Origin of the sequence: Aeromicrobium sp. MLTX1, assembly GCF_046452335.1 — a bacterium.
Classification (GTDB): domain Bacteria; phylum Actinomycetota; class Actinomycetes; order Propionibacteriales; family Nocardioidaceae; genus Aeromicrobium.
The window spans coordinates 1,768,329-1,794,904 of the sequence record NZ_JBKFDN010000001.1 but is presented as its reverse complement, the minus strand read 5'-3'; the positions used below and the strand labels follow the sequence as shown (position 1 = coordinate 1,794,904).

General features: G+C 71.9%; 28 protein-coding genes. 12 read left to right on the top strand and 16 right to left on the bottom strand.

Translation table 11 applies throughout. From position 1 onward, the window contains the following. The first annotated feature begins 20 nt into the window (after positions 1-20). Positions 21-587: an NYN domain-containing protein gene (locus ACK99Q_RS08660; RefSeq protein WP_269303192.1), complete on the top strand. Its 567-nt coding sequence runs from the start codon at positions 21-23 to the stop codon at positions 585-587. On the opposite strand, the gene ACK99Q_RS08655 is transcribed toward ACK99Q_RS08660, so the two are convergent. Beyond that, on the bottom strand, positions 588-983 hold the full coding sequence (locus ACK99Q_RS08655; protein WP_410185730.1) for a hypothetical protein: 396 nt from the start codon (positions 981-983) through the stop codon (positions 588-590). A gap of 232 nt (positions 984-1,215) precedes the next feature. Next, positions 1,216-2,550: an FAD-binding oxidoreductase gene (locus ACK99Q_RS08650; protein ID WP_410185729.1), complete on the bottom strand. Its 1,335-nt coding sequence runs from the start codon at positions 2,548-2,550 to the stop codon at positions 1,216-1,218. Between the two features lie 169 nt (positions 2,551-2,719). Between ACK99Q_RS08650 and ACK99Q_RS08645 the strand changes: the two genes are divergently transcribed. From ACK99Q_RS08645 to ACK99Q_RS08635, 3 genes are all read left to right on the top strand, one after another. After that, positions 2,720-3,601, top strand: coding sequence for a LysR family transcriptional regulator (locus ACK99Q_RS08645; protein ID WP_179423422.1), 882 nt, complete (start codon positions 2,720-2,722; stop codon positions 3,599-3,601). A gap of 76 nt (positions 3,602-3,677) precedes the next feature. Continuing rightward, on the top strand, positions 3,678-4,511 hold the full coding sequence (locus ACK99Q_RS08640; protein ID WP_410185728.1) for a sulfurtransferase: 834 nt from the start codon (positions 3,678-3,680) through the stop codon (positions 4,509-4,511). Next, complete coding sequence (locus ACK99Q_RS08635; RefSeq protein ID WP_410185727.1) at positions 4,508-5,377, top strand: fumarylacetoacetate hydrolase family protein; 870 nt, start codon at positions 4,508-4,510, stop codon at positions 5,375-5,377. The genes ACK99Q_RS08640 and ACK99Q_RS08635 overlap by 4 nt, the downstream gene beginning before the upstream one ends. 21 nt (positions 5,378-5,398) lie before the next feature. On the opposite strand, the gene ACK99Q_RS08630 is transcribed toward ACK99Q_RS08635, so the two are convergent. The 4 genes from ACK99Q_RS08630 to ACK99Q_RS08615 form a co-directional block, all read right to left on the bottom strand. After that, positions 5,399-6,490: an LLM class flavin-dependent oxidoreductase gene (locus ACK99Q_RS08630; RefSeq protein ID WP_410185726.1), complete on the bottom strand. Its 1,092-nt coding sequence runs from the start codon at positions 6,488-6,490 to the stop codon at positions 5,399-5,401. A 64-nt stretch (positions 6,491-6,554) separates the two neighbouring features. Next, on the bottom strand, positions 6,555-7,613 hold the full coding sequence (locus ACK99Q_RS08625) for an ABC transporter substrate-binding protein (protein WP_410185725.1): 1,059 nt from the start codon (positions 7,611-7,613) through the stop codon (positions 6,555-6,557). 103 nt (positions 7,614-7,716) lie between these two features. Beyond that, positions 7,717-8,457, bottom strand: a complete 741-nt coding sequence (locus ACK99Q_RS08620; protein ID WP_410185724.1) for an ABC transporter ATP-binding protein — start codon at positions 8,455-8,457, stop codon at positions 7,717-7,719. A 5-nt stretch (positions 8,458-8,462) separates the two neighbouring features. Further along, positions 8,463-9,317, bottom strand: a complete 855-nt coding sequence (locus ACK99Q_RS08615) for an ABC transporter permease (RefSeq protein ID WP_410185723.1) — start codon at positions 9,315-9,317, stop codon at positions 8,463-8,465. 191 nt (positions 9,318-9,508) lie between these two features. Between ACK99Q_RS08615 and ACK99Q_RS08610 the strand changes: the two genes are divergently transcribed. From ACK99Q_RS08610 to ACK99Q_RS08600, 3 genes are read left to right on the top strand one after another with little or no spacing between them, the layout of a single operon-like run. After that, a complete protein-coding gene (locus tag ACK99Q_RS08610) occupies positions 9,509-10,564 on the top strand; it encodes a ketopantoate reductase family protein (RefSeq protein WP_410185722.1) in 1,056 nt (351 codons plus the stop codon). Positions 10,565-10,581: 17 nt separating this feature from the next. After that, positions 10,582-11,676: an LLM class flavin-dependent oxidoreductase gene (locus ACK99Q_RS08605; protein ID WP_410185721.1), complete on the top strand. Its 1,095-nt coding sequence runs from the start codon at positions 10,582-10,584 to the stop codon at positions 11,674-11,676. Beyond that, entirely contained in the window at positions 11,673-12,419 is a 747-nt protein-coding gene (locus ACK99Q_RS08600) for a DUF1684 domain-containing protein (protein WP_410185720.1), read from the top strand. Before ACK99Q_RS08605 ends, ACK99Q_RS08600 begins: the two co-directional genes overlap by 4 nt. 113 nt (positions 12,420-12,532) lie before the next feature. Here ACK99Q_RS08600 and ACK99Q_RS08595 read toward each other — a convergent pair whose 3' ends face one another. Genes ACK99Q_RS08595 through ACK99Q_RS08585 form a run of 3 tightly spaced genes read right to left on the bottom strand, consistent with a single transcriptional unit; the run spans position 12,533 to position 15,151 of the window. Continuing rightward, complete coding sequence (locus ACK99Q_RS08595) at positions 12,533-13,204, bottom strand: methionine ABC transporter permease (protein WP_179423401.1); 672 nt, start codon at positions 13,202-13,204, stop codon at positions 12,533-12,535. Beyond that, positions 13,201-14,220, bottom strand: coding sequence for a methionine ABC transporter ATP-binding protein (locus ACK99Q_RS08590; RefSeq protein WP_410185719.1), 1,020 nt, complete (start codon positions 14,218-14,220; stop codon positions 13,201-13,203). Before ACK99Q_RS08590 ends, ACK99Q_RS08595 begins: the two co-directional genes overlap by 4 nt. Before the next feature lies 1 nt (position 14,221). After that, entirely contained in the window at positions 14,222-15,151 is a 930-nt protein-coding gene (locus ACK99Q_RS08585; protein ID WP_410185718.1) for a MetQ/NlpA family ABC transporter substrate-binding protein, read from the bottom strand. A 152-nt stretch (positions 15,152-15,303) separates the two neighbouring features. Between ACK99Q_RS08585 and ACK99Q_RS08580 the strand changes: the two genes are divergently transcribed. From ACK99Q_RS08580 to ACK99Q_RS08570, 3 genes are read left to right on the top strand one after another with little or no spacing between them, the layout of a single operon-like run. Next, entirely contained in the window at positions 15,304-15,765 is a 462-nt protein-coding gene (locus tag ACK99Q_RS08580) for a tRNA (cytidine(34)-2'-O)-methyltransferase (RefSeq protein WP_410185717.1), read from the top strand. 21 nt (positions 15,766-15,786) lie between these two features. Continuing rightward, the gene (gene dapD, locus ACK99Q_RS08575; protein ID WP_410185716.1) at positions 15,787-16,728 is read left to right on the top strand and encodes a 2,3,4,5-tetrahydropyridine-2,6-dicarboxylate N-succinyltransferase; all 942 of its coding nucleotides are present in this window, start codon (positions 15,787-15,789) and stop codon (positions 16,726-16,728) included. Beyond that, complete coding sequence (locus tag ACK99Q_RS08570; RefSeq protein ID WP_410185715.1) at positions 16,728-17,549, top strand: hypothetical protein; 822 nt, start codon at positions 16,728-16,730, stop codon at positions 17,547-17,549. The genes dapD and ACK99Q_RS08570 overlap by 1 nt, the downstream gene beginning before the upstream one ends. A 136-nt stretch (positions 17,550-17,685) precedes the next feature. Here the strand turns inward: ACK99Q_RS08570 and ACK99Q_RS08565 are convergent, their stop codons facing one another. The 5 genes from ACK99Q_RS08565 to ACK99Q_RS08545 form a co-directional block, all read right to left on the bottom strand. Then, a complete protein-coding gene (locus ACK99Q_RS08565) occupies positions 17,686-18,489 on the bottom strand; it encodes an ABC transporter permease subunit (RefSeq protein WP_410185714.1) in 804 nt (267 codons plus the stop codon). Further along, complete coding sequence (locus ACK99Q_RS08560; protein WP_269303207.1) at positions 18,486-19,412, bottom strand: ATP-binding cassette domain-containing protein; 927 nt, start codon at positions 19,410-19,412, stop codon at positions 18,486-18,488. The genes ACK99Q_RS08565 and ACK99Q_RS08560 overlap by 4 nt, the downstream gene beginning before the upstream one ends. Positions 19,413-19,573: 161 nt before the next feature. After that, positions 19,574-20,803, bottom strand: coding sequence for a sugar ABC transporter permease (locus ACK99Q_RS08555; protein WP_410185713.1), 1,230 nt, complete (start codon positions 20,801-20,803; stop codon positions 19,574-19,576). After that, positions 20,800-21,627 carry an ATP-binding cassette domain-containing protein gene (locus ACK99Q_RS08550; protein ID WP_410185712.1) on the bottom strand — a complete coding sequence of 276 codons (828 nt, stop codon included), beginning with the start codon at positions 21,625-21,627 and terminating at the stop codon, positions 20,800-20,802. The genes ACK99Q_RS08555 and ACK99Q_RS08550 overlap by 4 nt, the downstream gene beginning before the upstream one ends. A 76-nt stretch (positions 21,628-21,703) precedes the next feature. After that, positions 21,704-22,762 (bottom strand): substrate-binding domain-containing protein, encoded by a 1,059-nt coding sequence (locus ACK99Q_RS08545; RefSeq protein WP_410185711.1) that lies wholly within the window; start codon positions 22,760-22,762, stop codon positions 21,704-21,706. Positions 22,763-22,928: 166 nt separating this feature from the next. Between ACK99Q_RS08545 and ACK99Q_RS08540 the strand changes: the two genes are divergently transcribed. Beyond that, positions 22,929-24,077, top strand: coding sequence for an ROK family protein (locus ACK99Q_RS08540; protein ID WP_410185710.1), 1,149 nt, complete (start codon positions 22,929-22,931; stop codon positions 24,075-24,077). A gap of 14 nt (positions 24,078-24,091) precedes the next feature. On the opposite strand, the gene dapC is transcribed toward ACK99Q_RS08540, so the two are convergent. Both dapC and fdxA read right to left on the bottom strand, forming a co-directional pair. Continuing rightward, positions 24,092-25,195, bottom strand: coding sequence for a succinyldiaminopimelate transaminase (dapC, locus tag ACK99Q_RS08535; RefSeq protein ID WP_410185709.1), 1,104 nt, complete (start codon positions 25,193-25,195; stop codon positions 24,092-24,094). 6 nt (positions 25,196-25,201) lie between these two features. Continuing rightward, complete coding sequence (gene fdxA, locus ACK99Q_RS08530) at positions 25,202-25,525, bottom strand: ferredoxin (protein WP_179423377.1); 324 nt, start codon at positions 25,523-25,525, stop codon at positions 25,202-25,204. A gap of 87 nt (positions 25,526-25,612) precedes the next feature. Between fdxA and ACK99Q_RS08525 the strand changes: the two genes are divergently transcribed. Continuing rightward, entirely contained in the window at positions 25,613-26,518 is a 906-nt protein-coding gene (locus tag ACK99Q_RS08525) for a GNAT family N-acetyltransferase (RefSeq protein ID WP_410185708.1), read from the top strand. Positions 26,519-26,576: the final 58 nt, after the last annotated feature.

Below are 26,576 nucleotides of genomic sequence, written 5' to 3'. Positions count from 1 at the left end.
GGCCGCGTAGGGTTCGGAGCGTGAACAGCGACTCGGGCTCCCAGACCTACCTGCTGGTGGACGGCGAGAACATCGACGCCACTCTCGGCATGTCGATCCTCGGCCGCCGTCCCCAACCGCAGGAGCGCCCGCGGTGGGACCGGCTGCTCCGGTTCGCCGAGGACCTGTGGAGCCAGCCCGTGCAGGGCCTGTTCTTCCTCGCGGTCGACACCGACCTGCCGATGCCGTTCGTGCAGGCGCTGACGTCGATCGGCTACCGGCCCGTGCCGCTGTCGGGAACGCCCGACCAGAAGGTCGTCGACCTGGCCATCCAGCGCACGCTGGAGGAGATCGCCCGGCGCGACGCCGACGTCATGCTCGCGAGCAACGACGGCGACTTCGTCCCGCAGGTCGAGGCGCTCGTCAGCGGCTCGCGTCGCGTGGCCGTGCTGGGCTTCGACGAGTTCCGCAACTCCCGCTTCAGCGCGCTCGTGCCGCGCGGCCTGGAGTGCTACGACCTCGAGCACGACGTCGACGCGTTCACCGTGGCGTTGCCGCGCATCAAGGTCATCCCGATCGACGAGTTCGACCCGCGCGACTTCCTCTGATCAGGCGGCGCGCGCGGCCTCCAGCCGCGGTCCGCGGCGCAGCTGCTCCCAGCCGGGCCGGCCGAGCAGGTCGATCTCGATGTCCCACGACGTGTGGCGATGACGCTCGTCGTCGCCGGCGCGGAAGTCGGGCCCGACGAGCAGCGTCTCGGAGGCCTCTCCGCCCGTGACGACGACCCACTGCGCGCGGCCCGGGACGGTGAGCACGGCGTCGTGCAGCTCGAGCCGGACGCAGCGCCCGGCTTCCCCCGTGCGGGCGTCGACGAGCTCGGCCCTACGGCTGGTGCCGACGGGCTGGGAGACCGCACACACGACGTAGACGGTCCCCTCGTCGTCGGGCACGATCAGGTCGCCGGCTCGCAGCTGCGAGACGGGCCTGGCTATCGGCTCGGTCATGACGGTCACCTCCATGCGTGTGCTCGTGGGCTCGAGCTCCCAGTCAGCCATGCGCCTCGGACAGTTTCCAGCCGTCTCAGCATGCGGCCGTTCGCGTGACAGCCGCAGCCGAACAGCCGTGCCCTCCGGGCACGCCAGATGTGTAGCGGTATCCACCGCTCTCCGGCGGATCCGCCGCGAAAAGGGTGGTCAGCGCTACACATCTCGCGCGCCGGAGGCGCGGTCGCGAGGGTCAGAAGGCCTTGCCGGGGTTGAGGAGACCCAGGGGGTCGAGGGCGTGCTTGATCACGCGATGGACGTCGAGGCCGGTGTCGCCGAGCTCGCGGCGCGCGTGCTCGCGCTTGAGCAGGCCCACGCCGTGCTCGCCGGTGAGCGTGCCGCCGAGCGCCAGCGCCAGGTCGAAGATCCGGTCGGCGGCCAGCTGGACGTCCTCGGGCACCTCGTCGCCGAGGGCCGGGTCCCACGACACGATCGGGTGCAGGTTGCCGTCACCCGCGTGGGCGAACGTGTGCACGGTGACGCCGGTCTCCGCGCTGATCGCCTCGATGCCGCGCACGGCCTCGGCGAGCCTGGAGCGCGGCACGCAGACGTCCTCGATCAGGGCGCGACCGAAGCGCTCGATCGAGGGCAGCGCCAGCCGGCGTGCGGCGAGCAGCTCGTCCGCGCGGGCGGCGTCCTCGGTGTGCTCGATCCACGTGGCGGTCGCCCCGAGCACGGCGACCACGGCGGCGGCCTGGGTCGCGGCGTCGGGGCCGTCCGTGCGGGCGAGCACCAGCGCTCCCCCGCGCTCGCTCAGGGAGGTGCCCTGCGCCGCGTCGATGGTCGCCAGGGTCCGGGCGTCGAGCAGCTCGAGCACCGATGGCACGAGTCGGGCCGCGGCCAGGGCCGAGGTCGCGGCGGCCGCGGCCTCCACGTCGGCGAAGCTGGCTGCGACCGTGGCCTCGGCGACCGGCACGGGGCGCAGCCGCAGCGTGGCGCCGACGATGACGCCGAGGGTGCCCTCGGAGCCGACGAGCAGCGAGGTCAGGTCGTAGCCCGTCACGCCCTTCAGCGTGCCGCGGCCGGTGCTGAGCCGGCGTCCGTCGGCGAGCACGACCTCCAGCCCGAGCACCGCGTCGCGCGTGACGCCGTACTTCACGCAGCGCATGCCGCCGGCGTTGGTGGCGACGTTGCCGCCGATGGTCGAGAGGTGCGCGCTGGCCGGATCGGGGGCGTAGAACACGCCGTGCTCGCGCGCCGCCGCGTCGAGGTCGGCGGTGATCACGCCCGGCTCCACGACGGCGATCTCGTCCACCGGGTCCAGCGAGACGATCCGGTCGAGGCCTGCGACGTCGAGGACCACGGCGCCCTGCGTCGCGACCGCTCCCCCGGCGAGGCCGGAGCCGCCGCCACGGGTCACCACCGGCGTCCGTGTGGACGTGGCCCAGCGCAGCACCTCCACGACGTGGTCGACGTCGACGGCGCGCACGACCGCGAGGGGCTCGGCCCCGGGCCAGCCGCTGCGGTCGGTGGTCGCGGCCGCGAGGGACGCAGGGTCGGTCAGGGCACCGGGGGGAAGCGCGGTCACCGGTCCACCGTGCCCGACCCGCACGCCGCCGTCCAACAACGATCGCTGATCGGTCCACCCCGCCCGGCGTGATCGGTCGTGCCTGCCCCCAGAGAGGCAGTGCCATCCACGTGGTACCGCATCGTGGACGCGGGGCTCGCCGCCGTCGCGCCCGCCTACGGTCGAGCCCATGGCCACCACGCTCGACCTCGATCATCTCCGGACCCTCGTCGCCATCTCCGAGTGCGGCGGGTTCAACAAGGCCGCCGTCGTGCTCCACATCAGCCAGCCCGCCCTGAGCCAGCACGTCAGGCTCCTGGAGCGGAGCCTCAAGCGCAAGCTCTTCGTCAAGGACGGGCGCGGCATGAAGCTGACGGCGGACGGCGAGCAGGTGCTGGGCGAGGCACGCGCCGTCCTGGCCGCCCACGACCAGGCGCTGGAGCGCCTCCAGGTCCGATCGGAGCGCGTCGTCGTGGTGGGCTCGAGCGAGCACTCGGCCGAGCAAGTGCTGCCCGAGATGATCCGCGCGCTGCACGCCGCGTTCCCCGAGGTCACCACGCGCTTCGAGATCGGACGCTCGACCCAGCTGGCCGACTCGGTGGACAAGGGAACCGTCGACTTCGCGTTCGTTCTCGCGTCGCGCGGCAACGAGGGCGGGCGCGAGATCGGGCGCCTGCCCCTGCACTGGTACGCGGCCCCCGGCTGGACGCCGCCCGCCGACGACGCGCCCTTCCCGCTCGTCGCGTTCGAGGAGCCGTGCGCGCTGCGCGAGCGCGCCCTGACCGCGCTCGGCAGCGACGGCCACCGCGTCGCGGTCGCCGGCCAGTCGTCCACGCTCGAGGGCGTCATCGCCGGCGTGCGGGCGGGCCTGGGCGTCGCCCTGCTGCCGAACGTCGGTCGCACTCCCGTGGGCCTCGTGGTGCGCGACGACCTGCCCGACGTCGGGTCGGCCGGCCTCAACATGCTCACGCGCCGGGGGCTGGACCCCGAGGTCGAGCTGACCGCGATCGAGGCGGGCGAGGCGTTCTTCGCCCGGCTCAGCTCGGACCACCTGCTCGACATCGCGGTCTGACCGATCGCGAGGCGTGATGGGCACGCATGCGGGATCCGTATTGGACCCTCCGCGACGCCGTTCCTAGCGTGGTGACATGGTCCTGATCTCTGCCGATGCCCTTGCCACCGCCCTCGCCTCCGACCGGCCACCCGTCGTGCTGGACGTGCGCTGGGCGCTGGGCGGGCCCCCGGGCCAGGCGACCTACCTGACCGGCCACGTGCCCGGCGCCGTGTACGTCGACCTCGACACCGAGCTCGCGTCGCACGGCGCGCCCACGGACGGTCGCCATCCCCTGCCGAGCGTCGAGACGCTGCAGGCCGCGGCACGCCGATGGGGCGTCACCGAGGGTGCCGCCGTGGTCGCCTACGACGGCGGAGGCAATCTCGCCGCGGCGCGGGCGTGGTGGCTGCTGCGCTGGGCCGGCCTCGCCGACGTCCGGCTCCTCGACGGCGCGCTGCCGGCCTGGACGGCCGCCGGCCTCCCGCTCTCCACCGACGACGTCACCGCGACCGAGGGCGACGTGACGCTGCGGCCCGGCTCGGTGCCCGTGCTGGAGCTGTCCGACGTCGCGGACTTCGCGTCCTCCGGCGTGCTCCTCGACGCGCGTGCCACTGAGCGCTACCGCGGCGAGACCGAGCCGATCGACCCCAAGGCCGGGCACGTCCCCGGGGCCGTCAGCGCCCCCACCGGGGACAACCTCGCCGACGACGGGCGCTTCCTGCCGGCGGCCGAGCTGCGCGAGCGCTTCGAGGCCCTCGGCGTCCGTGAGGGCGAGCCGGTCGCGGCCTACTGCGGCTCGGGCGTCACCGCGGCCCACGAGATCGCCGCTCTGGCCGTCGCCGGCTTCGACGCGGCGCTGTTCCCGGGCTCGTGGTCGCAGTGGAGCCACCACGACCTGCCCGTCGCGACCGGGGCGGGCGCCCGATGACACGGCTGGGGAACCTCGACGGCCGCGGCGTCCTGGTCACGGACGGCGGCGTGATCGACGTGGCGCAGGCCAGCGACGGCGACCTGCCGAGCGACCCCCACGAGCTGCTCGAGCGCTGGGACGAGCTCGTCGCCTGGTCGCGAACCGTCGACTCCGCCGGTGCCGCTCCCGTGGCCGACGACGCCGCGTGGCTGCCCCCGAGTCCCGAGCCCCGCCAGATCATCGCGGTCGGCATCAACTCGCGGATCAAGCTGCGCCAGTTCGGTCTCGGCGAGCCCGGCGACGTCGGGTTCATCTCCAAGCTGCGGTCCGCCCTTGCCGGCCCGGACGACGCGATCACGCGGACGAGCGACGCGGTGTACGTCGAGGCCGAGCTCGCACTCGTCGTCGGCCGCCGGGCGTGGCGCGTCGACGAGGACACGGCGCTCGAGCACGTCGCCGGCGTCACCGCCGCCGCCGACATCGCGGACGCCAAGGCCTTCGTGACGATCCCCGCCGCAGACCCCGACCGGCCCGGCACCACCTACTATAACCCGGCCAAGTCCCTGCCCGGCTTCGCGCCGATCGGGCCGCACGTCGTCGCCCTCGAGGACGTCGGTCCGCTGGACTCCCTGCGGATCCGGCTCTGGATCGACGGCGAGCTGGTCCAGGACGGGACGACCGCCGACTACGTCTTCTCGGCCGCGCAGATCGTCTCGCGCCTGTCGCACCGGGTCCCGCTGCTGCCGGGCGACGTCATCCTCGTGGGCAGCCCCGGCCAGCTCGACCAGGCTCCGCTCACGCCCGTGCGCGCGGGCGCCCGCGTGGAGATCGAGATCGACGGCGTCGGCCGGCACTCCCACCTCGTGGTCGCGGACCCGGCCTGACGGCCGGGCCCGCGCACGGGCTCAGGTGCGGGCGGCCCAGTGCTCGGCGATCAGCTCGAACGAGCGGGCCTTCACCTTGTCGCCGTGGACGATCGTGTTGACGAGGACCTCGTCGGCGCCGAGCGCCGTGGAGAACTCCGCGATCCGGTCGGCCACCTCCTCGCCGGTGCCCACGATGCGGGTCCCGACGGGTCCGTCCGACTTCTCGTGCCGGGCCGACGGGTCGTCGTGGATCGAGTGGTCGGGCGCGTGCACGACGTCGGAGAAGCCGCGCGTCAGGACACCGGAGATCCAGGCCCGGTAGCTCCGCGCCGCCTCCTGCGCCTGCCGGTCGGTGTCCGCGGCCACGGCGTGCACCGACACCGCCACGTGGGGCCGGTCGAGGTGCACCGAGGGCGTGAACGCGTCGCGGTAGGCGGTGACGGCCTCGGTGAGCGACTCGTCGATGACGTGGTGGTTGACGACGAACGGCAGTCCGAGCGCCGCCGACCTCAGCGCGCTGGGCACGCCCGACGACCCGAAGAGCCAGGGGCGCACGGGAGCACCGAGCCCGGGCGACGCCTGGACGGGCTGCCCGTCCACCGTCGCGATCGGCCTCCGCAGCAGGCTCAGGACCTGGCGCACCGAGGTGTCGTAGCCCTCGGCGTCGGACGGACTCGAGACGAGCAGCTCGCGCAGCAGCGTGGGGTGGTCACCCCGTTCGAGCTCGGGCGGCTCGCGATCGGGGTCGGCGAGGGCCGCGATGGCGGCGGTCACCCGTGCGGGTGTCGGCTCGACGGCGTGCGTCAGCCCCTTGCCGAGGCCGAGGTGGATGCGGCCCGGGAACAGCTCGGCGATCGTGCCGACCTGCTCGACCAGGGACAGGGGCCGGTAGTGCGGCAGGACCGCGACCGCGGTCCCGACGTGCAGGGTGCGGGTCCGCGACGCCACGAGCGACGTCAGGACCACCGGGGCAGACCCCACGCGACCGCGACCGAGGTGGTGCTCACCGAACCAGTAGCCGTGGAAGCCCCAGTCCTCGGCGTTGCGGGCGAGGTCGACCACGGCACGCAGCGCCTCCGCGCCGGTCGTGCCGTCGGAGACGGGGTTGAGATCGAAGACGGACAGCTTCATCGGGTCCTCCTGGGACGAGGCACGGGCGGCCGGCACGTGTCCGTGCCGGCCGCCCGCGCGGGGATCACTGGGCCGGGTTCTCCTCGATCGAGGCGGCGATCGCGGCGTCCAGTCCGCTCTCCTCCACGCCCTTCTCGATCGCGGCCGTGAAGCGGTCGTCGTAGCCGATCGACGCGTCGATCTCGGCCGGGATGACGCCCTCCCCGAAGGCGAGGTCGGCGATGTCCTGGCCGGCGGCGACGTTCTCCGGCGTGACGGGACCGAAGCCGCCGCGGCCGAACTGCAGCCACTGCGCGGCGGCGGCCTCCTCGGTCACCTTGTTCGCCTGGACCAGCGCCTTGACGTACTCGTCCTTGTTCTCCAGGACCCACACCCGGTAGGCCGCGTAGCGACGGGTGAAGTCCTCCCAGGCGGCCTCCTTGTCGGGGTCGCCCAGCGACTTCGTCGTCGCGACGAGCGCGCTCGGGCTGCCGGGGCCGACGTCGTGCGACGAGTCCAGGTTGTGACCGCCGGCGTTCACCGTCTCGATGTAGGCCGAGTACGCACCGGACGCGAGGTCGACCTCGTTGTTCAGCAGCGCGATCGCGCCGGCGGCGTTGTCCAGCTGGACGTACTCGATGTCGTCGATGCCCAGCCCGAGGTGGTTCAGCGTCTGCAGCATCGTCAGGTAGTTCGTGGCTCCCGGCGAGGCGGTCCACTTCTTGCCCCGGACCGACTCGGCCGTCAGCTCGGTGATGCCCGACTTCGCCGAGGAGACCGTCCCGAACGGGTCGTGGCTCTCCACGTCGATGAAGGCCGGGACGCCGATCGTGCGGTAGGGCGCCGTCTTCTGCGTCCACGTCGGCTTGGCGTTGGCGGCGGCCTGGACGACGGTGTACTGCGCGAGGAAGGAGCCGTCGATCTCACCGGTGGTCAGCGCCGTGGAGGCGTCCACCTGGTTGGTGAAGTCGACGAACTCGAGGTCGTACGGCGCGTCGTCGAAGACACCCGAGGCGGGGAGCAGGACCTTCACCGACGGGTCGTTCTGGCCCAGGGTGAGCGTCACCGAGGACGTCTTCCCGGACCCGTCCGACGCTGCGTCGGCGCCGCAGGCCGCGAGCCCCAACGCAGCGATGAGGGCCACGGCGGCTCCGACGGTACGACGTCGGCGAGGGGGACTGAGGGACATGACGGTTCCTTTGTTCGTTTTCGTGCGGGGGGATGGACTGCGACGAGCGCCGCAGGGATCAGGGGGTGACGCCGAGGTGGCGCAGGAGGCGGGCCCGGGTGTCGAGGAAGCCGGACCACTCGCGACGCTCCTCGCGCGGCACGTCGATCGTCAGGTCCTCCGCGAACCGTCCCTGGTCGAGCACGAGGATCCGATCGGCCAGCAGGATCGCCTCGTCGACGTCGTGGGTGATGAAGAGCACCGCGGGACGGTGGCGGCGCCACAGGCCCAGGACGAGATCGTGCATCCGGAGCCGGGTCAGCGCGTCGAGTGCAGCGAACGGCTCATCGAGGAGCAGCAGGTGGGGGTCGCGGATCAGGGCCCGCGCCAGCGCCACGCGCTGGGCCTCGCCGCCGGAGAGGGTCTTGGGCCAGGCGTCGGCGTGGTCCTGCAGGCCCACCTCGGCGAGCGCGTCGAGGATCCGCTCGCGCGGCGCCCGGTCGCGCCGCAGTCCCAGTCGGACGTTCCGCCAGACCTTGTGGAACGGCAGCAGCCGGGCGTCCTGGAACACCACGGAGCGCTGCGGCGAGACCTCGAGCTCCCCCTCGGTGGCCCGGTCGAGCGAGGCCAGGATGCGCAGCAGCGTGGTCTTGCCCGAGCCGGAGGCGCCGAGGAGGGCCACGAACTCGCCCCGCCGGATGGTCAGGTCGACGCCGTCGAGGATGACGCGGTCGCCGAAGCGCTTGTCGACCCCGCTGAGGCGAACCGCGGGCTCGTCCGTCGTGGGCTGGGCGTCGGGGGTCAGGTCGAGAGTCGTCATGGCCGTCACTTCCACGGGAGGAGTCGTCGCTCGAGGAAGCGCATGATCATGTCGACCACCACTCCCAGCAGTGCGTAGATGAGGATCGCGCCGGCGATGATGTCGATCCGGAGGGCGCCGGTGGCGACGAAGATGATGTGGCCGATGCCGTTGCGGCTGTTCACCTGCTCGGCCACGATCAGCGCCAGCAGGGACACCCCCATCGACATCCGCAGGCCCACGAGGATCTGCGGCAGGGCGGCCGGAAGGACCACGGTGACGATCGTGCGCAGCCGCGAGAGCCCGAAGACCTGTGCCGCCTCCACCAGGCGGGGATCGACGTGCCGCACGCCGTGGTACGTGTTGATGTAGATCGGGAAGACGCACGCCAGCGAGATCACGATGACCTTGAACGACTCGCCGATGCCGAACCAGATGATGAACAGCGGCACCATCGCGATGAACGGCACCTGGCGCACGATCTGGAAGCTGGAGTCGAAGATCTCCTCGGAGATCCGCACGAGCCCGTTCGCGACGCCGAACACCAGCCCGATCGCCAGGCCGATGCCCAGGCCCGTCACGGCGCGGGCCAGCGAGGTCGGCACCGCGGCCTGCAGCTCGCCGGTGCGGACGAGCTCGCCCAGGGCCTCGAAGACGGTGACCGGCGAGGGGAAGTAGAGCGCCGGGATGACGCCGGTCTCGCTGAGCACGTGCCAGGTCAGCAGCGCCCCGAGCGGCAGGGCCGCGCGCAGCAGGTTCCGCGGCGAGAACCAGCGGCGCCGGCGGGCGGAGGTCTCGGCACCGACGGACAGCCGCTCGAGCACGGTGGCGCCCGGCGAGGGCGCCGCCGCGGCCGGCGGCTGCGTGGTGATGGTGGTCATGGGTGCTCCGGACGGTCGGGCCAGAAGGCCTGGGGCGGACGATTCGACACCACGACGTTAGGAAGGAAATTCACTGCGGTCCAAGGCCGATCCGTGATCGGTGACGATCGTCGATCGTGATTGGACGCGTGTCGTGCGACCCGCACACGATGGGGTCACCTCCGCACCCCTGCCACGAAAGGCCCCACCCCATGTCGAACCCGACACCCACCGCGCCGGACCGCCGCATCATCGTCATCGGCCCCGGTGCCACGGGCGGCACGATCGCCGCCGAGCTCCACCTCCACGGCGCCCGCGTGGTGGCCGTCGCGCGCGGCGCCGAGCTCGAGTCCCTCCGCAGCCGCGGGCTGATCTACCACACCTCGGACGGCACCCGCACCGTCCCGCTCGACGTCGTGGGCGGTCCCGCCGAGCTGACCCTGACCGACCGCGACGTGCTGCTGCTCGCGACGAAGTCCCAGGACGCCGAGGCTGCGCTGCGCGACTGGGCCTGGGCCCCGGTGCAGCGCGCCGACGGCAGCCGCGGACGCGCGGGCACCGACCTGCCGCTGGTGACCGTGCAGAACGGCCTCAACACCGACCGCTCGGCCCTGCGCTGGTTCTCGCACATCGTCGCGGGATCCATCTACTGCCCCGGAGGCAAGGAGAAGGTCGGCGAGATCGAGAACTACGGCGGCGAGAAGCGCGTCCTGCTGTGGCTCGGCCACTACCTGACCCGGGGCATCGACGACGAGCTGCGCGAGCTCGTCGACGCCCTCTCCGTGGCCCCCACCCTGGGGTTCCAGGCGGTCGAGGACATCACCGCCATCAAGGCCTCGAAGCTCAGCTACAACACGATCAACGGTCTCGAGCCGGTCTTCGCACCCAGCGACCTGCGCGACGAGGTGAAGGAGGGACTGCGCCAGGAGGCGCTGCGCGTCTTCGCCGCGATCGGCATCACGCCGCTGAGCCCCATCGAGTCCGGCATCTCCCTGTGGCCGCACTCTGTGCTGGAGGGCGACATCGCCGGGCGGACCCGTCCGGGCAACTCGACGCTCCAGAGCTACCTGCGCCACGCGCCGCTCGAGACCGACTACCTCAACGGCGAGATCGTGCTGCTGGGTCGCCTCCACGGCGTGCCCACGCCCCTGAACGAGGCCATGCAGGTCCTCACGGCCGAGGCGGTCGAGCAGGACCTGCCGCCGGGCGCCAAGGGCGACGACGAGATCCGCGCACTGCTCGACCGCGCCGCCGCGCCGGTCGCCTGATCGCGCCGGGAGACCCCATGACCACCGAGTTCATCAGCCTCACCTACCCGAACGACGCGACCGAGCTGAGCCCACGGCCCGGCGCCGCGCTCGACCCGGCCTTCCTGCGCCGCTACAGCCGCGCCCTCGACGAGGGCGGCTTCGACTACACGCTGCTGCCGTACCACTCGTCGTCCTTCGACCCGTTCGTCCAGGCCGCGGCGATCTCGCAGCACACGTCGCACCTGCGCACGATCGTCGCGCTGCGACCGAACACGGTCTACCCGACCGTGGCGGCCAAGGCGCTGGCCACCCTCGACCAGCTCAGCGGCGGCCGCGCGGTGGTGCACATCATCGCGGGCGGCGACACCGCCGAGCAGGCCCGCGAGGGCGACTTCCTCGACAAGGACGAGCGCTACGACCGCGCCGAGGAGTACATCCGCATCCTCAAGCGGGCCTGGGAGTCCCCCGAGCCGTTCGACTTCGAGGGCCGCCACTACCGCTTCGAGGGGTTCAGCAACGCCGTCCGACCCGTCAACGGGACGATCCCGGTCTCGGTCGGCGGGTCGTCGGACGCCGCCTACCGGGTCGGCGGCTCGCTCGGCGACATCTTCGGGCTCTGGGGAGAGCCGCTGAAGGAGACCAAGGAGCAGATCGACCGCGTGCACGCCGAGGCCGCCGCGGCGGGCCGGACGGACCGGCCGCGCATCTGGGTCACGTTCCGCCCGATCGTGGCCGAGACCGACGAGCTCGCCTGGCAGAAGGCCCACCGGATCCTCGACGCGCTCCAGGGGAACACCTCGCGCGGCGACCTCGTGAAGGGACCCGGCGGCCCGGCACCGGAGAACGTCGGCTCGCAGCGGCTGCTCGACATCGCCGCCCGGGGCGAGGTCCACGACCGCGCCCTCTGGTACCCGACCGTCACGGCCACGGGGGCACGCGGGGCCTCGACCTCACTGGTCGGCTCGCCCGAGACGATCGCCGACTCGATCGTCGACTACGTCGAGCTCGGAGCCGACCTCATCTCGATCCGCGGCTACGACAACCTCAACGACGCGATCGACTACGGCCGCTACGTCCTGCCGCTCGTGCGGGCGAAGCTGGCCGACCGCGAGCTCGTGGGTGCTCGGTGACGGCCACGCTGGACGACACCGCCCGGAGGTCGTGGCAGGACTGGCGCGCGCAGCGGCTCGTCGCCGTCACGGCCCCGCACGGCGTCGCCGCGCTCACCACGACGACGTGGCTCGGCGAGGACCCGGCGACCGTGCCGGGCCTCCCGGGCACGTGGTACGCGTCCGGTGACGTCGTGCGGGGGCTCGACGACGACGAGGTCGTCGTCCCCGTCGGCGGCTCGGCCCCCTTCGGGGACGTCGAGCTCCGGGCGATCCTGCGTGGCGGGCACGTGGGGCTGCGGGTGTTCGATCCCGCGGCCCCGACCCGGACGAGCCTGCGCGACATCGACGCCTTCGACCATCGCCCGGAATGGGTCGTCACGGGGAGCTTCACGCCCGCCGTGGCCGGGACGGGCCTCGAGGTCGAGCACGTCGACGGCGCGACGACCGAGGACCCGCTCGCCGGCACGGTGCGCGTGCGGATCGGCGGCCACGAGGCGGACCTCGTCGCCTTTCCGTCGGCAGCCCGGCCGGGCGGTCTGCAGATCGTGTTCGCGGACGCCACCAACGGCACCCGGACCCAGCAGTTCCGGTTCCTCGAGACCGCCCCGCCGGCGGCGGACGGCTCGGTCGATCTGGACTTCAACCGCGCCCACCTGCCGCCGTGCGCGTTCAGCGACCACTACCTGTGCCCGCTGCCGCCGACGGCGAACCGTCTCCCCGTTCCGGTCGACGCCGGCGAGACCCGCCCGACCCGCGGCTGACCTCGCCCACGCCCCCGGGCGCGCGAGATGTGTAGCGGCATCCACCCTTTTTCCTCGGTCAAGCGGGAAAAAGGGTGGATGCCGCTACACATCTGGCGCGCCGGAGGCGTGGATCAGCGGCGGAGGACCTTGCGGGCCAGGGTGTTGCCGAAGAACTGGCCCACCTGGACGAAGGCGACGATGATCAGCACGACCGTCCACGTGACGACGGTGTCGAACTGGCGGTAGCCGTACTGCTGGGCGAAGGCGCCCAGGCCGCCGGCGCCGATGACGCCCGCGATCGCGCTCATGTCGACGATCGCGACGAACGCGAACGTGTAGCCCAGGATCAGCGGGCCGAGGGCCTCGGGCACCACGACGGTCGCGAGGATCCGCAGCCGGCTGGCGCCCATCGACCGAGCCGCCTCGATCACGCCGGGCTCGACGGTCACGAGGTTCTGCTCGACGATGCGCGCGATGCCGAACATCGCCGCGAGCGTCATCGCGAAGATGATCGCCCGGTTGCCGATGCCGATGCCCACCACGAGCCGCGCGAACGGCTGCACCGCCGCGATGAAGATCACGAACGGGATCGGGCGGAAGAAGTTCACCACCACGTTGAGCACCGTGAAGGCGACGCGGTTCGCGAACAGGCCGCCCGCGCGCGTGGCGTACAGCGCCAGGCCCACGACGAGGCCCAGGAAGCCACCAATCGCGACCGTGATCGCGACCATGTAGAAGGTCTCCCACGTGGCCGTGCCGATGAGCGGCCACAGCTCGGGGAGGTTGGTGTCACGGGCGATCATGCGAGCACCTCCACGCCCTCGAGGCGACCCACCTGGGCCACCGCCTCGTCGACGCCGTCACCGTGCACCGACAGCGTGACGTGCCCGAAGACCGAGCCGCCGACGCGGTTCACGCCGCCCTGCACGATCTCCACCTTCAGTCCCCGTGCGACGAGCGCCGCGAAGACGTCGGACTGGCTCGTGCGGCCCTCGACGTCGACGACGACGAGGCGTCCGCCGAACCGCTCGCGCAGCGCCGTGAGCTCGGCCCCCTGCGGGACCTCCTCGACCAGCGTGCTGACGAAGCGCCGCGTCACGTTCTCGCGCGGGCGGGCGAAGATCTCGGCCACGCGTCCGCTCTCGACGATCCGGCCGTGCTCCATGACGCTCACCTTGTGGGCGAGCGTGCGGACCACGTCCATCTCGTGGGTGATGACGATGATCGTGATGCCCAGCTCCTCGTTGACCTTGCGGAGCAGCCCCAGCACCTCACGCGTGGTGTCGGGGTCGAGGGCGCTGGTGGACTCGTCCGCCAGCAGGATCGACGGGTTCGTCGCGAGCGCCCGGGCGATGCCCACGCGCTGCTTCTGCCCGCCCGAGAGCTGCTCGGGGTAGGCGTGCGCCTTGTCGGCCAGGCCGACGAAGTGCAGCAGCTCGGAGATCCGGCGCTGGCGCTCGGCCTGGTCGACGCCCGCCAGGCGCAGCGGGAACTCCAGGTTCCCCCACACGGTGCGCGACCGCATGAGGTTGAACTGCTGGAAGATCATCCCGATGCCCTGACGGACGCGACGCAGGTCGCGCTCGCGCAGCTGGTCGAGCCGCGTCCCGTCCACCGTGACGCTGCCCGAGGTCGGCTGCTCCAGCGCGTTGACGAGTCGCACCAGGGTGGACTTGCCCGCTCCGGAGTAGCCGACGATCGCGTGGATCTCGCCGGCCTCCACGTCGAGGTCGACCCCGCGGATCGCCTCGACGGGGGCCGCTCCCCGCTTCGTGGGCGCGAACGTCTTGTGGACGTCGCGCAGCTCGACCAGTGCCATGTCAGCCCTGCGCGGCGGTGTCCGCCTCGACGTCGGCGAGCGACGCCTGCAGGTCGGCCGCCGGCGTCTTCAGCAGCTGCGCCGTGTTGCCCGAGACCTCCTGCACGCCGTCGAGGACGGGCTTGCTGTTCTGGTAGATCTCGATCAGCTTCTGGTACGTCTTGTTGTCCTTGTCCTCGGCGCGGACGGCGAAGATGTTGACGTACGGCAGCGCGTTCGGGTCGGACGGGTCGTCCTGGGCGATCGCGTCGGAGAACTTCAGGCCGGCCTTCTCGACGAAGTCGTTGTTGACGATCGCGGCGTCGACGTCGGGCAGCGAGGTGGGCGTCAGGTCGGCCTTGATGGCCTTGACCTTGACCTTCGAGGCGTCCTTGTCGATGTCGGCGAGGGTCGAGAAGATCGAGCCGCCGTCCTTGAGCTTGATCAGGCCGGCCGACTGCAGGATCAGCAGGCCACGGGCCTGGTTGCTGTCGTCGTCGGGCACGACCACGGTGTCGCCCTGCTTGAGCTCCTCGACCGAGTCGACCTTCTGCGAGTACAGGCCCAGCGGGTAGATCGCGGTGGCGCCGACCGGCACGAGGTCCTGCTTGTTGGAGACGTTGTAGTCCGCCAGGTAGACGATGTGCTGGAACTGGTTGATGTCGATCTCACCCTCGGTGAGCGCCGGGTTGGGCTGCGCGTAGTCGGCGAAGTCGACGACCTCGAGATCGATGCCCTCCTTCTCGGCCTCGTCCTGGAGCGTCTTCCAGTAGGGGTCGCTGGCGCCCACGGTGCCGAGCTTGACCTTGGTCAGGTCGCCGCCGGCGCTGTCGCCGCCCCGGGTGAGGGCGAAGGCGATGAGGGCCGCCACGACGGCGACCACGACGACAGCCAGCGCGATCGCGGGTCCGCGGCGCTTGGGTGCCTCGATGAGGGGGGAGTTGTCGGACACGGTGGTTCCTTTCAAAGTGCGGTGCGCCCCGGTCCTCGTGGGAGGGGCAGCAACGACCGTAGGCAGGTCCCCCGAGCCCCTCCGACCACGTCTCACACTCCAAGAACTGGCGTCGCGGACGTCCGAGAAGTGTTAGCGCCTACTGTGGGGGCGTGTTCCGGATCCTGTTCTTCGAGCCGCGCATCGCCGGGAACACCGGCAACGCCATCCGCCTGGCCGCTGCCACGGGATCGCACCTGCACCTCGTCGACCCCCTCTTCGACTTCGAGGACGCCAAGCTGCGCCGGGCGGGCCTGGACTACCACGACCTCGCCGTCGTCACGGTGCACCGCACGCTCGAGGAGGCCTACGAGGCCCTGCTCCCGGCGCGGGTCTTCGCGTACACGACCGCGGCCACCACGCGGTACAGCGACGTCGCGTACGAGCCGGGCGACGTGCTGCTCTTCGGCCCCGAGCCCACCGGCCTGCCCGAGGAGGTCATGGCCGACGCGCGCGTCACCGACCGCCTCCGTCTGCCGATGCAGCCGTCGCGCCGGTCGATGAACCTCGCCAACTGCGCGTCCATCGCGGTCTACGAGGCCTGGCGGCAGCACGGGTTCGCCGGCGGGGTGTGACCCCTCGATAGCCTTGGGGGCATGAGCGACTCCCCGCGATCCGCCCACGCCTGGGGCCTGGCCACGGTCACGCCCGAAGGCACCGTCCTCGACGTCTGGTACCCCGCCCCGGCCCTCGGTCCGGCGCCGGAGAGCACCGTCGAGCCCGCCGAGCTCGTGGCCGCCTCGCGCCACGACGAGGTGCGGGGAGTCGAGACCCGCGTGATCCACACCGAGATCGCCGACCTGGACGCCGCGCCCACCGACGCGTACGACGTGTACCTGCGCCTGCACCTGCTCTCGCACCGCCTCGTCCAGCCCCATGGTCAGAGCCTGGACGGCGTCTTCGGCCTGCTCAGCAACGTCGTGTGGACGTCGATCGGACCGTGCCCCGTCGAGGGCTTCGAGGACGTGCGCGCCCGCGCCCGCGCCGCCGGATCCGTCGTCTCCGTCACCAGCATCGACAAGTTCCCGCGCATGACCGACTACGTCGTCCCCTCGGGCGTGCGCATCGGCGACGCCGACCGCGTGCGCCTCGGCGCCCACCTGGCCGAGGGCACCACGGTCATGCACGAGGGCTTCGTGAACTTCAACGCCGGCACGCTCGGCCACGCGATGGTGGAGGGCCGCATCTCGGCCGGCGTCGTCGTCGGCAACGGCTCCGACGTCGGCGGCGGCGCCTCGATCATGGGCACCCTGTCGGGCGGTGGCAAGGCGGTCATCCGCGTGGGCGAGGGCTGCCTGATCGGCGCCAACGCCGGCATCGGCATCTCGCTGGGCGACGACTGCGTCGTGGCCGCCGGCACCTACGTCACGGCGGGCACCAAGGTCACGCTGCCCGACGGCGCGGTCGTGAAGGCCGCCGAGCTGTCCGGCTCCGACGGCATCCTCTTCCTCACGAACAGCCAGACCGGTGCCATCGAGGCGCGCCCCCGCGGCGGCCGCACCGGCGTCGAGCTGAACGCCGACCTGCACGCCAACTGATGCGCTGGATCGTCGCCACCGTCGTCGCGACGGTGGCGCTCGTCCTGGTCATCTTCAAGATCTACGAGACCGAGGCGCAGGCGCGCGACTACTGCGTGGCCACGGTGGGCGACCGCACGGTGGAGGTCGACCTCGAGCAGGCGAAGTGGTCGGCGCTCATCGCGGCGAAGGCGCAGGAGCGCGGGCTGCCGCCGCGCGCCACCACGATCGCGATCGCGACCGCCTACCAGGAGTCGAAGATCCGCAACATCGACTACGGCGACCGCGACTCCGTCGGCCTGTTCCAGCAGCGCCCGTCGCAGGGCTGGGGCTCGGTCGAGCAGATCCTCGACCCGTCGTACTCGATCGGGAAGTTCTACGACGGGCTGGTCCGGATCGACGGCTACGAGTCGATGGAGATCACCGACGCCGCGCAGGCCGTGCAGCGCTCGGGCTTCCCCGAGGCGTACGCCGACCACGAGGCCGACGCGCGCGTGCTGGCCTCGGCCCTGCGCGGCTACTCCCCCGCCGCGTTAGCCTGCGCCACCGACCCGAAGGCGGGCTCGGTCTCGTCCGACCTCGAGGAGTACCTCGACGAGGCGTTCGGGCGGGTCCGCGTGGACACCGATCCGTCCTCGGGCCAGAGCGCGATCGCGCTGACCGGCGACGACGTGGACGCGCGCGGCTGGGCGCTCGCGCAGTTCCTCGTCGCGAACTCCACCGATTTCCGCATCGCCGAGGTCACCTTCGACGACATGCGCTGGGAGGCCGACCAGGACGAGCCCGGCTGGAGCCCCACCGAGGATGCCAGCCGGACCGAGGTCCGCTTCGTGCGCCGCTGACCGCCTGGAACGCGAACGCCCCGCCTCCCTCGCCCCCCTTGCCACTTTTGGAACGGGATGAACGTCTTCTCGCGCTGAGAAGGTGCATCCCGTTCCAAAAGTGGAGGCGGGGCGGGGCGGGGCGGGGCGAGGAGCGTCAGCCGATGTCGCGCCGCAGCGTGACGAGGCGGCCGATCAGCACGAACACCAGCACGTAGGCCAGCAGCACGGCCGCACCGGCGCCGCGCGTCAGCAGGTCGGAGCTCGCGTCGGTGGCGAAGAAGCTCGAGCCCATCACGGCGTCCGCCGCGGCACCGGGCATGAACTTCGCCACCTCGGACGTCGCGTCCCACGCGCCGAGCGCCACCCGGGCGATCGGCTCGACGAACTGGGTGAACGCCAGGATCACGATGATCGCTGCGACCTGGTTGGTCAGGACGCTGCCGATCGCGGTGCCCAGCAGGGCCCAGATCGTCATCACGAGGACCGACATGCCCAGCAGCTCGAGCACGGCGCTCGAGCCGAGGTAGGCGCCGTCGCCGCGCCACGCGAGGATCGGTGCCGCGCCCAGGACCGTCGAGGCCGTGCCGATCACGCCGTAGACGACACCCACGGCGATGCCCGCCACGAGCTTCGCCGCCATCAGGATCGAGCGGTTGGGCTGGGCCAGCAGCGACGCGGTGATCGTCTTGTGCCGGAACTCGCCCGTGAACAGCAGGCTGCCGATGATGAGCGGGAACACGTAGCCGATCGGGCTGGTCAGCGAGTAGATCTGCTTCGCCAGCTCCTCCCCCTCGGCCAGCGCGCCGCCGCCGGTCATGTCGGCCCCGGAGGCGGCCGTGAACGAGAACGCCATGACGGCGCCGATGAACACCAGGTACGCCACCAGCACGAGCGCCAGCAGCCACCACAGACGCGTGCTGAAGAGCTTCCTGAGCTCCGCCTTGATCGCGGCGCTCATGCGGCGACACCCCCACGCGACGCCGGGGCGTCGGGACTGGAGGTCAGGCGCAGGAAGACGTCCTCGAGGCCGACGCCCACGTCGGCCAGCTGGTGCACCTCGATGCCCGAGGCGAAGGCGGCGGAGCCGACCTCGGCCGCCGGGACGTCGATGATGTCGACGCCGCCCGCGACGGGCTCGGTGCGCCAGCCCTTCTCGGACGCGAGCGCGACGATCTTGTCGGGCGTGGGGCCGGCGAGGCGCACGCGCGACTCGACCAGCGCGTGCAGGCCCTGCAGCGGCGAGGCGTGCACGAGACGGCCGCCGGCGATGATGACGACGTCATCCACGGTGTGCTGGACCTCGCTGAGCACGTGGCTCGAGACCAGCACGGTGCGTCCCTCGTCGGCGAAGGCGCGCAGCAGGTGGCGCAGCCACACGATGCCCTGCGGGTCGAGGCCGTTGGCGGGCTCATCGAGCAGGATCACCTCGGGGTCACCGAGCAGCGCGTAGGCCAGGCCGAGGCGCTGGCGCATGCCCATCGAGTAGCCGCCGACCCGGCGCTTGGCCGCATCGGTCATGCCGACCAGCTCGAGCAGCTCGTGGCAGCGGGCGTCGGTGGCGCCGACCTGGGGCGCGAAGACGCGGAGGTGGTCGAGACCGGTGCGGCCGGGGTGGAAGCTCGAGGCCTCCAGCGCGGCGCCGACCGTGGAGCCGGGGCGGACGAGGTCCTCGTAGCGCTTCCCGCCGATGAGCGCGTGGCCCCCGGTGGGACGCACGAGGCCCAGCAGCATCCGCAGCGTGGTGGTCTTGCCGGCACCGTTCGGGCCGAGGAATCCGGTCACCGCGCCGGGGCGGACGGTGAAGCTCAGGTCATCGACGGCCTTGACGGAACCGAACTGCTTGGACAGGTGATCGACGACGATGTCGGTCTCGGTTCGCATGCCTCGACCCTAACGTCCGGCCCACCTTGGTCCGCGGGTGGCGCAAGCCGGGGTGCCAGCGACGGGACGCCCGGTGGCGCGGAAACGCCCGCCACTCGGCGAGTGGCGGGCGCTTCTGCGCCACTCGCCGGGGGGACCGAGCGAGGGCGACCAAGGGCGGCTCAGCCGCTGCCGCTGCTCTTGCGAGCCTGGCGCGACAGGGAGTCGATCGTGACCGCGAGCAGCAGGACCGCGCCGGTGACCATGTACCGCACGTAGGCGTCGACGCCGACGAGGTTGAGGCCGCTGGTGATGGACTGCAGCACGAGCATGCCGAACAGCGCCGAGTACACCGAGCCGCGCCCGCCGAAGAGGCTGGTGCCGCCGATGACCGCCGCGGCGATCGCCATCAGGTTCGTGTCGGTGCCGCCCGAGGTCTGGCTCACGGCCTGGAGACGACCGGCGGCCAGCACGCCGCCGAGCGCCGCGAACATCGAGCACAGCGCGAACACCGAGATGTAGACCCGGTCCACGCCGATGCCGGCGCGCCGCGAGGCCTCCTCGTTGCCGCCGACGGAGAACACGTGACGGCCCCACGTCGTGCGGCGCAGCAGGAAGTCCATGCCGATGATGACGCCGACCCACAGCAGCGGCATCGCACCGATGCCGCGGTCGATGTTGAGGTACCAGGCCACGCCGGCGACCGCCGCGGTGATGAGCACCGCGCGGACGAGGACCGACTGCACGCTCGGGTTCGACAGGTTGGCCGCCGCCCGTCGGCGCAGCGTGCGCAGCCGCGCCAGCAGGTAGGCCACGCCCACCGCCACCGCGAGCACGTACGAGAGCCACGGGGGCAGGAACGTGAAGTTCGCGAAGTCGATCAGCGCCGACTCGCCCGGCAGGTTCACCGTGCCGTTCGACCCGAGCACCTGCAGCTGCGCGCCCAGGAACGCCAGCAGGCCGGCCAGCGTGATGACGAAGCTCGGCACGCCGAAGCGCGTGTAGAGGACGCCGTAGAACACGCCGATCAGCAGGCCGGCGCACAGCGCGGCCAGGATCGAGCCCAGCAGCGGCCAGCCCTGGTAGACCAGCAGCACGGCCAGGATCGAGCCCGACAGGCCCGAGACCGAGCCCACCGACAGGTCGATCTCGCCCAGCAGCAGCACCAGCACGATGCCGACCGAGATCATGCCGATCGTGGCCGAGTCCAAGCTCAGCTCGACGAGGTTGCGCGACGAGAGGAACCGCGGGTTCATCGCGTAGAAGACGATCCAGATGACGACCAGGCCCACGACCACGGGGATCATCCCGAGGTCGCCCGAGCGCAGCCGCCGCTTGAGGTTGCCCAGCAGCGCCCTGGGCGAGGAGTCCTGGACGAGGCGCTCGTCCGAGCGGTCCGCGAAGGTGCTCATACTTTCCCCTCCTCGTCCTCGGCCAGCAGGTCGGCCTGCGGGTTGGGGGCCACGTCGGCGCCCTCGGCGCGGGCGCGGCGGGCCGCCACCACGTTGTCCGAGGCGCCGGTGATCGCGGCCACCAGCTGGTCGGTGGTGACGTCGTCGATGTGGAACTCCGCCGCATTGCGGCCGAGCCGCAGCACGTAGATCCGGTCGGCGACGGCCTGCACGTCGGCCATGTTGTGAGAGATGACGACGACGCCCAGGCCCGACTCGCGCAGCCGCTCGATGAGGTTCAGCACCTCCGCGGTCTGTGCGACGCCGAGGGCCGCGGTGGGCTCGTCGAGCATCACGATCTTCGGCTCGCCCACGAGGCTGCGGGCGATGGCGACGGTCTGGCGCTGGCCGCCGGACAGGGCGGCGATCGGGATGCGCACCGACGGGATCTTGGCGGAGAGCTGGCGCAGCAGCTCCCAGCTGCGCGACTCCATCGTCTCCTCGTCGAGGACGCCGCCGGCGGTGGCCTCCTGGCCGAGGAAGAGGTTCGCCACGACGTCGAGATTGTCGGCCAGGGCGAGGTCCTGGAAGACGGTGGCGATGCCGAGCGCCTGGGCGGACTTCGGACCGTGGATGTGGACCTCGCGGCCCTCCACCTCGATCGTTCCGGAGTCCGAGCCGTAGACGCCCGAGATGATCTTGACGAGGGTCGACTTGCCGGCGCCGTTGTCACCGACGAGGGCGACCACCTCGCCGGGTCGGACGTCGAAGTCGACGTCGGTGAGCGCCTGGACGGCACCGAATCGCTTGCCGATGCCGCGCATGGACAGCACGGGTGTGGTCATGAGTGTTCCTGGGGTCGAGCGACGGGAGAAGGGAAGCACGGTGGGGCCGGCGGCGGCCGGCCCCACCGTGTGCCACTCAGGACAGGCCGGCCTTCTGGCAGGCGTCGGCGTACTCGGCGGTGCAGATCTGGTCGACGGTGTAGAACTCGTCCTTCACGACCGTGTCGCCCACGTTGTCCTGCTTCACCGAGATCGGGTCCAGGATGAACGACGGCACGCCCTGGAAGTCCTCGGTGCCGCTGATGTCCTCGCCGTTGACGAGGTCGACGGCGAGCTCGGCGGCCTGCTCGGCCTCGGCCTTGATCGGCTTGTAGACGGTCATGTACTGCTGACCGGCCACGATGCGCTGGATCGCGGCGAGTTCGGCGTCCTGGCCGGTGATCGGCGGGACGTCGGTGGCGCCGGCGGCCTTGAACGCGGCGAACACGCCGCCGGCCTGACCGTCGTTGGCGGCGTAGACGCCGGCGAGGTCACCGGGATCGACCTTGTTGAACTGCGAGCTGGTGAACTTCTGCGCGTTGTCGGGGCTCCAGTCCGGGTTGTCGTACTCGGCCACGATGTTCAGGCCGCTCGTGTCGAGGACCGAGTGCGCGCCCTTCTTGAACTGCGCGGCGTTCGGGTCGGTCGGCGAGCCGTTGAGCATGAGGATGTCGCCCTTGTCGCCCGTGGCCTCGACGAGGGCCTCGCCCTGCATCTGGCCGACGCGCTCGTTGTCGAACGAGATGTAGTAGTCCGCACCCTCGATGAAGCGGTCGTACGCGACGACGGGGACGTCGGAGCTCTGGGCCGACTTCACGATCGTGGTGGCGGCCTTGCCGTCGACCGGGTCGAGCACGAGGACGGAGGCGCCGTTGGTGATGGCCGACTGGGCCTGCTGCTGCTGCTTCGAGGCGTCCTGGTCGGCGTTGAGGTAGTCGACCTTGCAGCTGTCGCACAGCTCCTTGACCTTGGCCTCGAAGAGCGGCTTGTCGAAGCTCTCGTAGCGGGTGGTCTTGGTCTCCGGGAGCAGCAGGGCGATGGTCTTGCCCTCGTCCGAGCCGCTGTCGCCGTCGTCGTTGGAGCCGCACGCGGCCAGGCCGCCGAGGCCGATCGTCAGGGTCGCCGTGAGCATGGCGAGGCGCGAGATGGTGTTCACAGTTCCTCCAAGAAATGTCGACCCCACGTCGGCGTGGAGCATGACCAGTGAACTACGTCACAACTTAAGCGTCAAGAGATGAACGCAAATCTGGTTACGCAACAGTAGCCAAGGTGTTTGTCTTCAACACTTGACGACAACTGCGACCTGAGTCACAGTGGACGCCATGTCCTCCAGCCCTGGCTCGACCGCTGCCCTGCGTGTCTCCAACCAGAGCCGCGTGGTCCGGGTCGTGCGCGAGGCCGGTGGACTCAGCCAGGCGCAGATCGCACGCCGCACGCAGCTGGCTCCTGCCACCGTCTCGGGGATCATCCGCGAGCTGGTCACGGCGGGCTTCCTGCACTCCGAGGCCGGGGCGGGACGTCGCGGCGCCACCGTCACCGTCTCCCCCGAGGCCGGCGTCGTGGCCGGCGTCGACTTCGGCCACTCGCACCTGCAGGTCGCGCTGGCCGACCTCGCCGGCGACATCCGCGACTCGCGCGTTGTCCCGCTCGCTCCCGACGCCCCCAGCGACGAGGCGCTCGACCTCGCGCGCTCGATGGTCGACGAGCTGCTGGAGTCCGGCGGCCTCGACCACGACGGCCTGCGCGCCATCGGCATGGCGATCCCCGCCCCGATCGGTCGCGACGGCATCATCGACTCGGGCTCGATCCTGCCCGGCTGGGTGGGCGTCGACGCCCGCTCCGCCGCCGAGAAGGTCTTCGAGCGCACCACCGTGGTGGACAACGACGCCAACCTCAGCGCGCTGGCCGAGTGGATGCGCGGCGCCGGCCGCGGCCACCAGGACCTCGTCTACATCAAGATCGCCTCGGGCGTCGGCTGCGGGCTCGTGCTCGACGGCCGGGTCCACCACGGCGGCCTGGGCACCGCCGGCGAGCTCGGCCACCTCACGATGGACGAGTCGGGCCCCCTGTGCCGCTGCGGCAGCCGCGGCTGCCTCGAGGCCTACGTCGGCGGCGCCGCGCTCATCGCCCAGTACGCGCCCACCGGCGGCGAGCTGGACGTCCCCGGCTTCGTCGAGCGCGCCCTGCGCGGCGACCAGGGCGCCCGGCGCCTCATCGAGGACGCCGGCCGCCACCTGGGCGAGGCCGTCGCGGCCGTCGCGAACCTGCTCGGTCCCGAGGTCGTCGTGATCGGTGGCGAACTCGCCGCGGCAGGCGACCTGCTGCTCGACGAGGTGCGCGCGTCGATGCGCCGTCACGCGCTGACGCCCGTGGCCCGCGAGGTGCGGGTCACCGGCTCCGAGCTGGACGACCGCCCGTCGTGCGTGGGCAGCGTGCTGATGGCCCTCGAGGCCGTCGAGCTGCCCGGCTGATCAGGCAGCGCTCGTCAGGACGAGAGGCGCTTGGCCGCGGCGGCGATGCGCTCGTCGGTGGCCGTGACCGCGAACCGCACGTGGTGCGAGCCGGTGGCGCCGTAGAAGTCGCCCGGCGCGGCGAGGATGCCGCGGTCGGCCAGCCACTCCACGGTGTCGCGGCACGGCTCGCCGCGCGTGGCCCACAGGTACAGCGAGCCCTGCGAGTGGTCGATGCGGAAGCCCGCCTGCTCCAGCGCGGTGCGCAGCGTGGCGCGCCGGGCGAGGTAGCGCTCGCGCTGCTCGTCGACGTGCGCGTCGTCGGCCAGGGCGGCCTCCATCGCGGCCGCGACGGGCGTGGGCAGCATGAAGCCCAGGTGCTTGCGGACCTCGAGCAGCTCGGCCACGACCGCGCGGTCGCCGACGAGGAACGCGTCGCGGTAGCCCGCCATGTTCGAGCGCTTCGACAGCGAGTGCAGCGCGAGGATGCCGTCGAGCGAGCCGCCGTTGACCTCGGGGTCGAGCACCGAGACCGGCTCGCCCTCCCAGACGAACTCGAGGTAGCACTCGTCGCTGACGAGCAGCGCACCCGACTCGCGGCAGAAGTCGACCCAGGCCTTGAGGTGCTCGCGCCCCACGACGCGACCGTGCGGGTTGGCCGGGAAGTTGATGAACACGAGCTTCGGCCGCTGGGGGCCGAACGCGACGCGCGAGTCGGTGGCGATCGCGGTGGCGCCCGCGTAGGCCGCGCTGACGGCGTAGGTCGGGTAGGCCGTCTCGGGCAGGCCGACGACGTCGCCCGGGCCGAGGCCCAGCTGCACGCACAGGTTGGCGATGAGCTCCTTGCTGCCGATCGTGGCGAGCACGTTGTCGGTGCCGACGCCGGTGATCGAGAAGCGGCGCTCGAGCCAGTCGACGACGGCCTGCCGCAGCGACGCGGGGCCGAGGACCGTGGGGTACCCGGGCGAGTCGGCGGCGGCGATCAGCGCCTGGCGCGCGACCTCGGGCGTGGGATCGACCGGCGTGCCGATCGACAGGTCGACGAGGCCGTCAGGATGCTCGGCGGCCCGTGCCTTGGCGGCGGCGATCGTGTCCCACGGGAAGTCGGGGAAGCGTCCCGACACCCTGGCCTCGGCCATGGCCCGTCACTCCTGGTTCTGGGGAGGCAGGGCCTTGACGAACGGGTGGTCGGCGTCGATCACGCCCATCTTCGCGGCACCACCGGGCGAGCCGAGGTCGTCGAAGAAGTGGACGTTCGCGTCGTAGTAGTCCTTCCACTCGTCCGGGGTGTCGTCCTCGTAGAAGATGGCCTCGACCGGGCAGACCGGCTCGCAGGCGCCGCAGTCCACGCACTCGTCCGGGTGGATGTAGAGCATGCGGTTGCCCTCGTAGATGCAGTCGACCGGACACTCGTCCACACAGGCACGGTCCTTGATGTCGACACACGGCTGGGCGATCACATACGTCACGGGCTTGCTCCTTCGGGGTCGGTCCCCAGTATCTCCCGGAGGACCCGGGCTTCGCTGGCCGGGTTCGTCTCATGAGATCGTGTCGCCGTGGATCTGGTCGGTCGTCGCGTCTCCGTGCGTCATCGCAGCGGTGACGGCGCGCGCGACGTGGTGGGCCGCGTGCTGAGCGCCGAGCCCGAGGGACTGCGCATCGAGCGGCGCGACGGCGAGCTCGCCTTCGTGCCGGCGGGCACGGTCCTGGCGATGCGCGTCGTGCCCGACCGGCCCGTCCGGACGCGCCCCGCCGCCGCGATCTCGCCCGAGGACCTGACCCGCGTCACGTCGCGCGGCTGGCCCGCCACCGAGTCGGTGCCGCTGGGCGACTGGGAGCTGCGCGCGGCGAGCGGCTTCACGGGCCGCGCGAACTCCGCGGCCGTGCACGGCGACCCGGGCACCGACGACCCGTTCGGCGCGGTCGTCGACTTCTACCGCGCCCGCGACCTGCGCCCGCTCGTCCAGGTCGTCGAGGACTCCGACTGGCACCGGCGGTTCGTCGCTGCCGGCTGGGTCGGCGTCACCGACCAGCCCCCGGGCGCGATCGTCCAGGTCGCCGACCTGCGCGAGGTCCCCGCGGCCGATCCCGAGGCGGTCGTCGCCGACCACGCGACCGACGGCTGGCTGCGGCACTACGGGCGCGTGCGCGACGCCTCCACCGCACGCGCCGTGCTCGAGGGCCCGGCGACCGTGGGCTTCGTGTCGATCGGCGACGCCGCGATCGGGCGCGTCGTGGTCACCGGCGAGTGGGCCGGCCTCGCGGCCGTCGAGGTCGATCCCGCACACCGCCGTCAGGGGCTGGCCCGGCGGATCGTCGAGACCTCGCTGGCCTGGGCCGCGGAGCACGGCGCCGACAAGGCCTACCTGCAGACGATGCGCGACAACCACGCGGCGATCGCGCTCTACGCGCCCTTCGGCTTCCGCACGCACCACGCGTACCGGTACCTCACCGCCCCCTGACCACCCTGCGCTCCCGTCCGACTCTTGGAACGAGTTGCACGCTTTTCGGGCTCAGGAA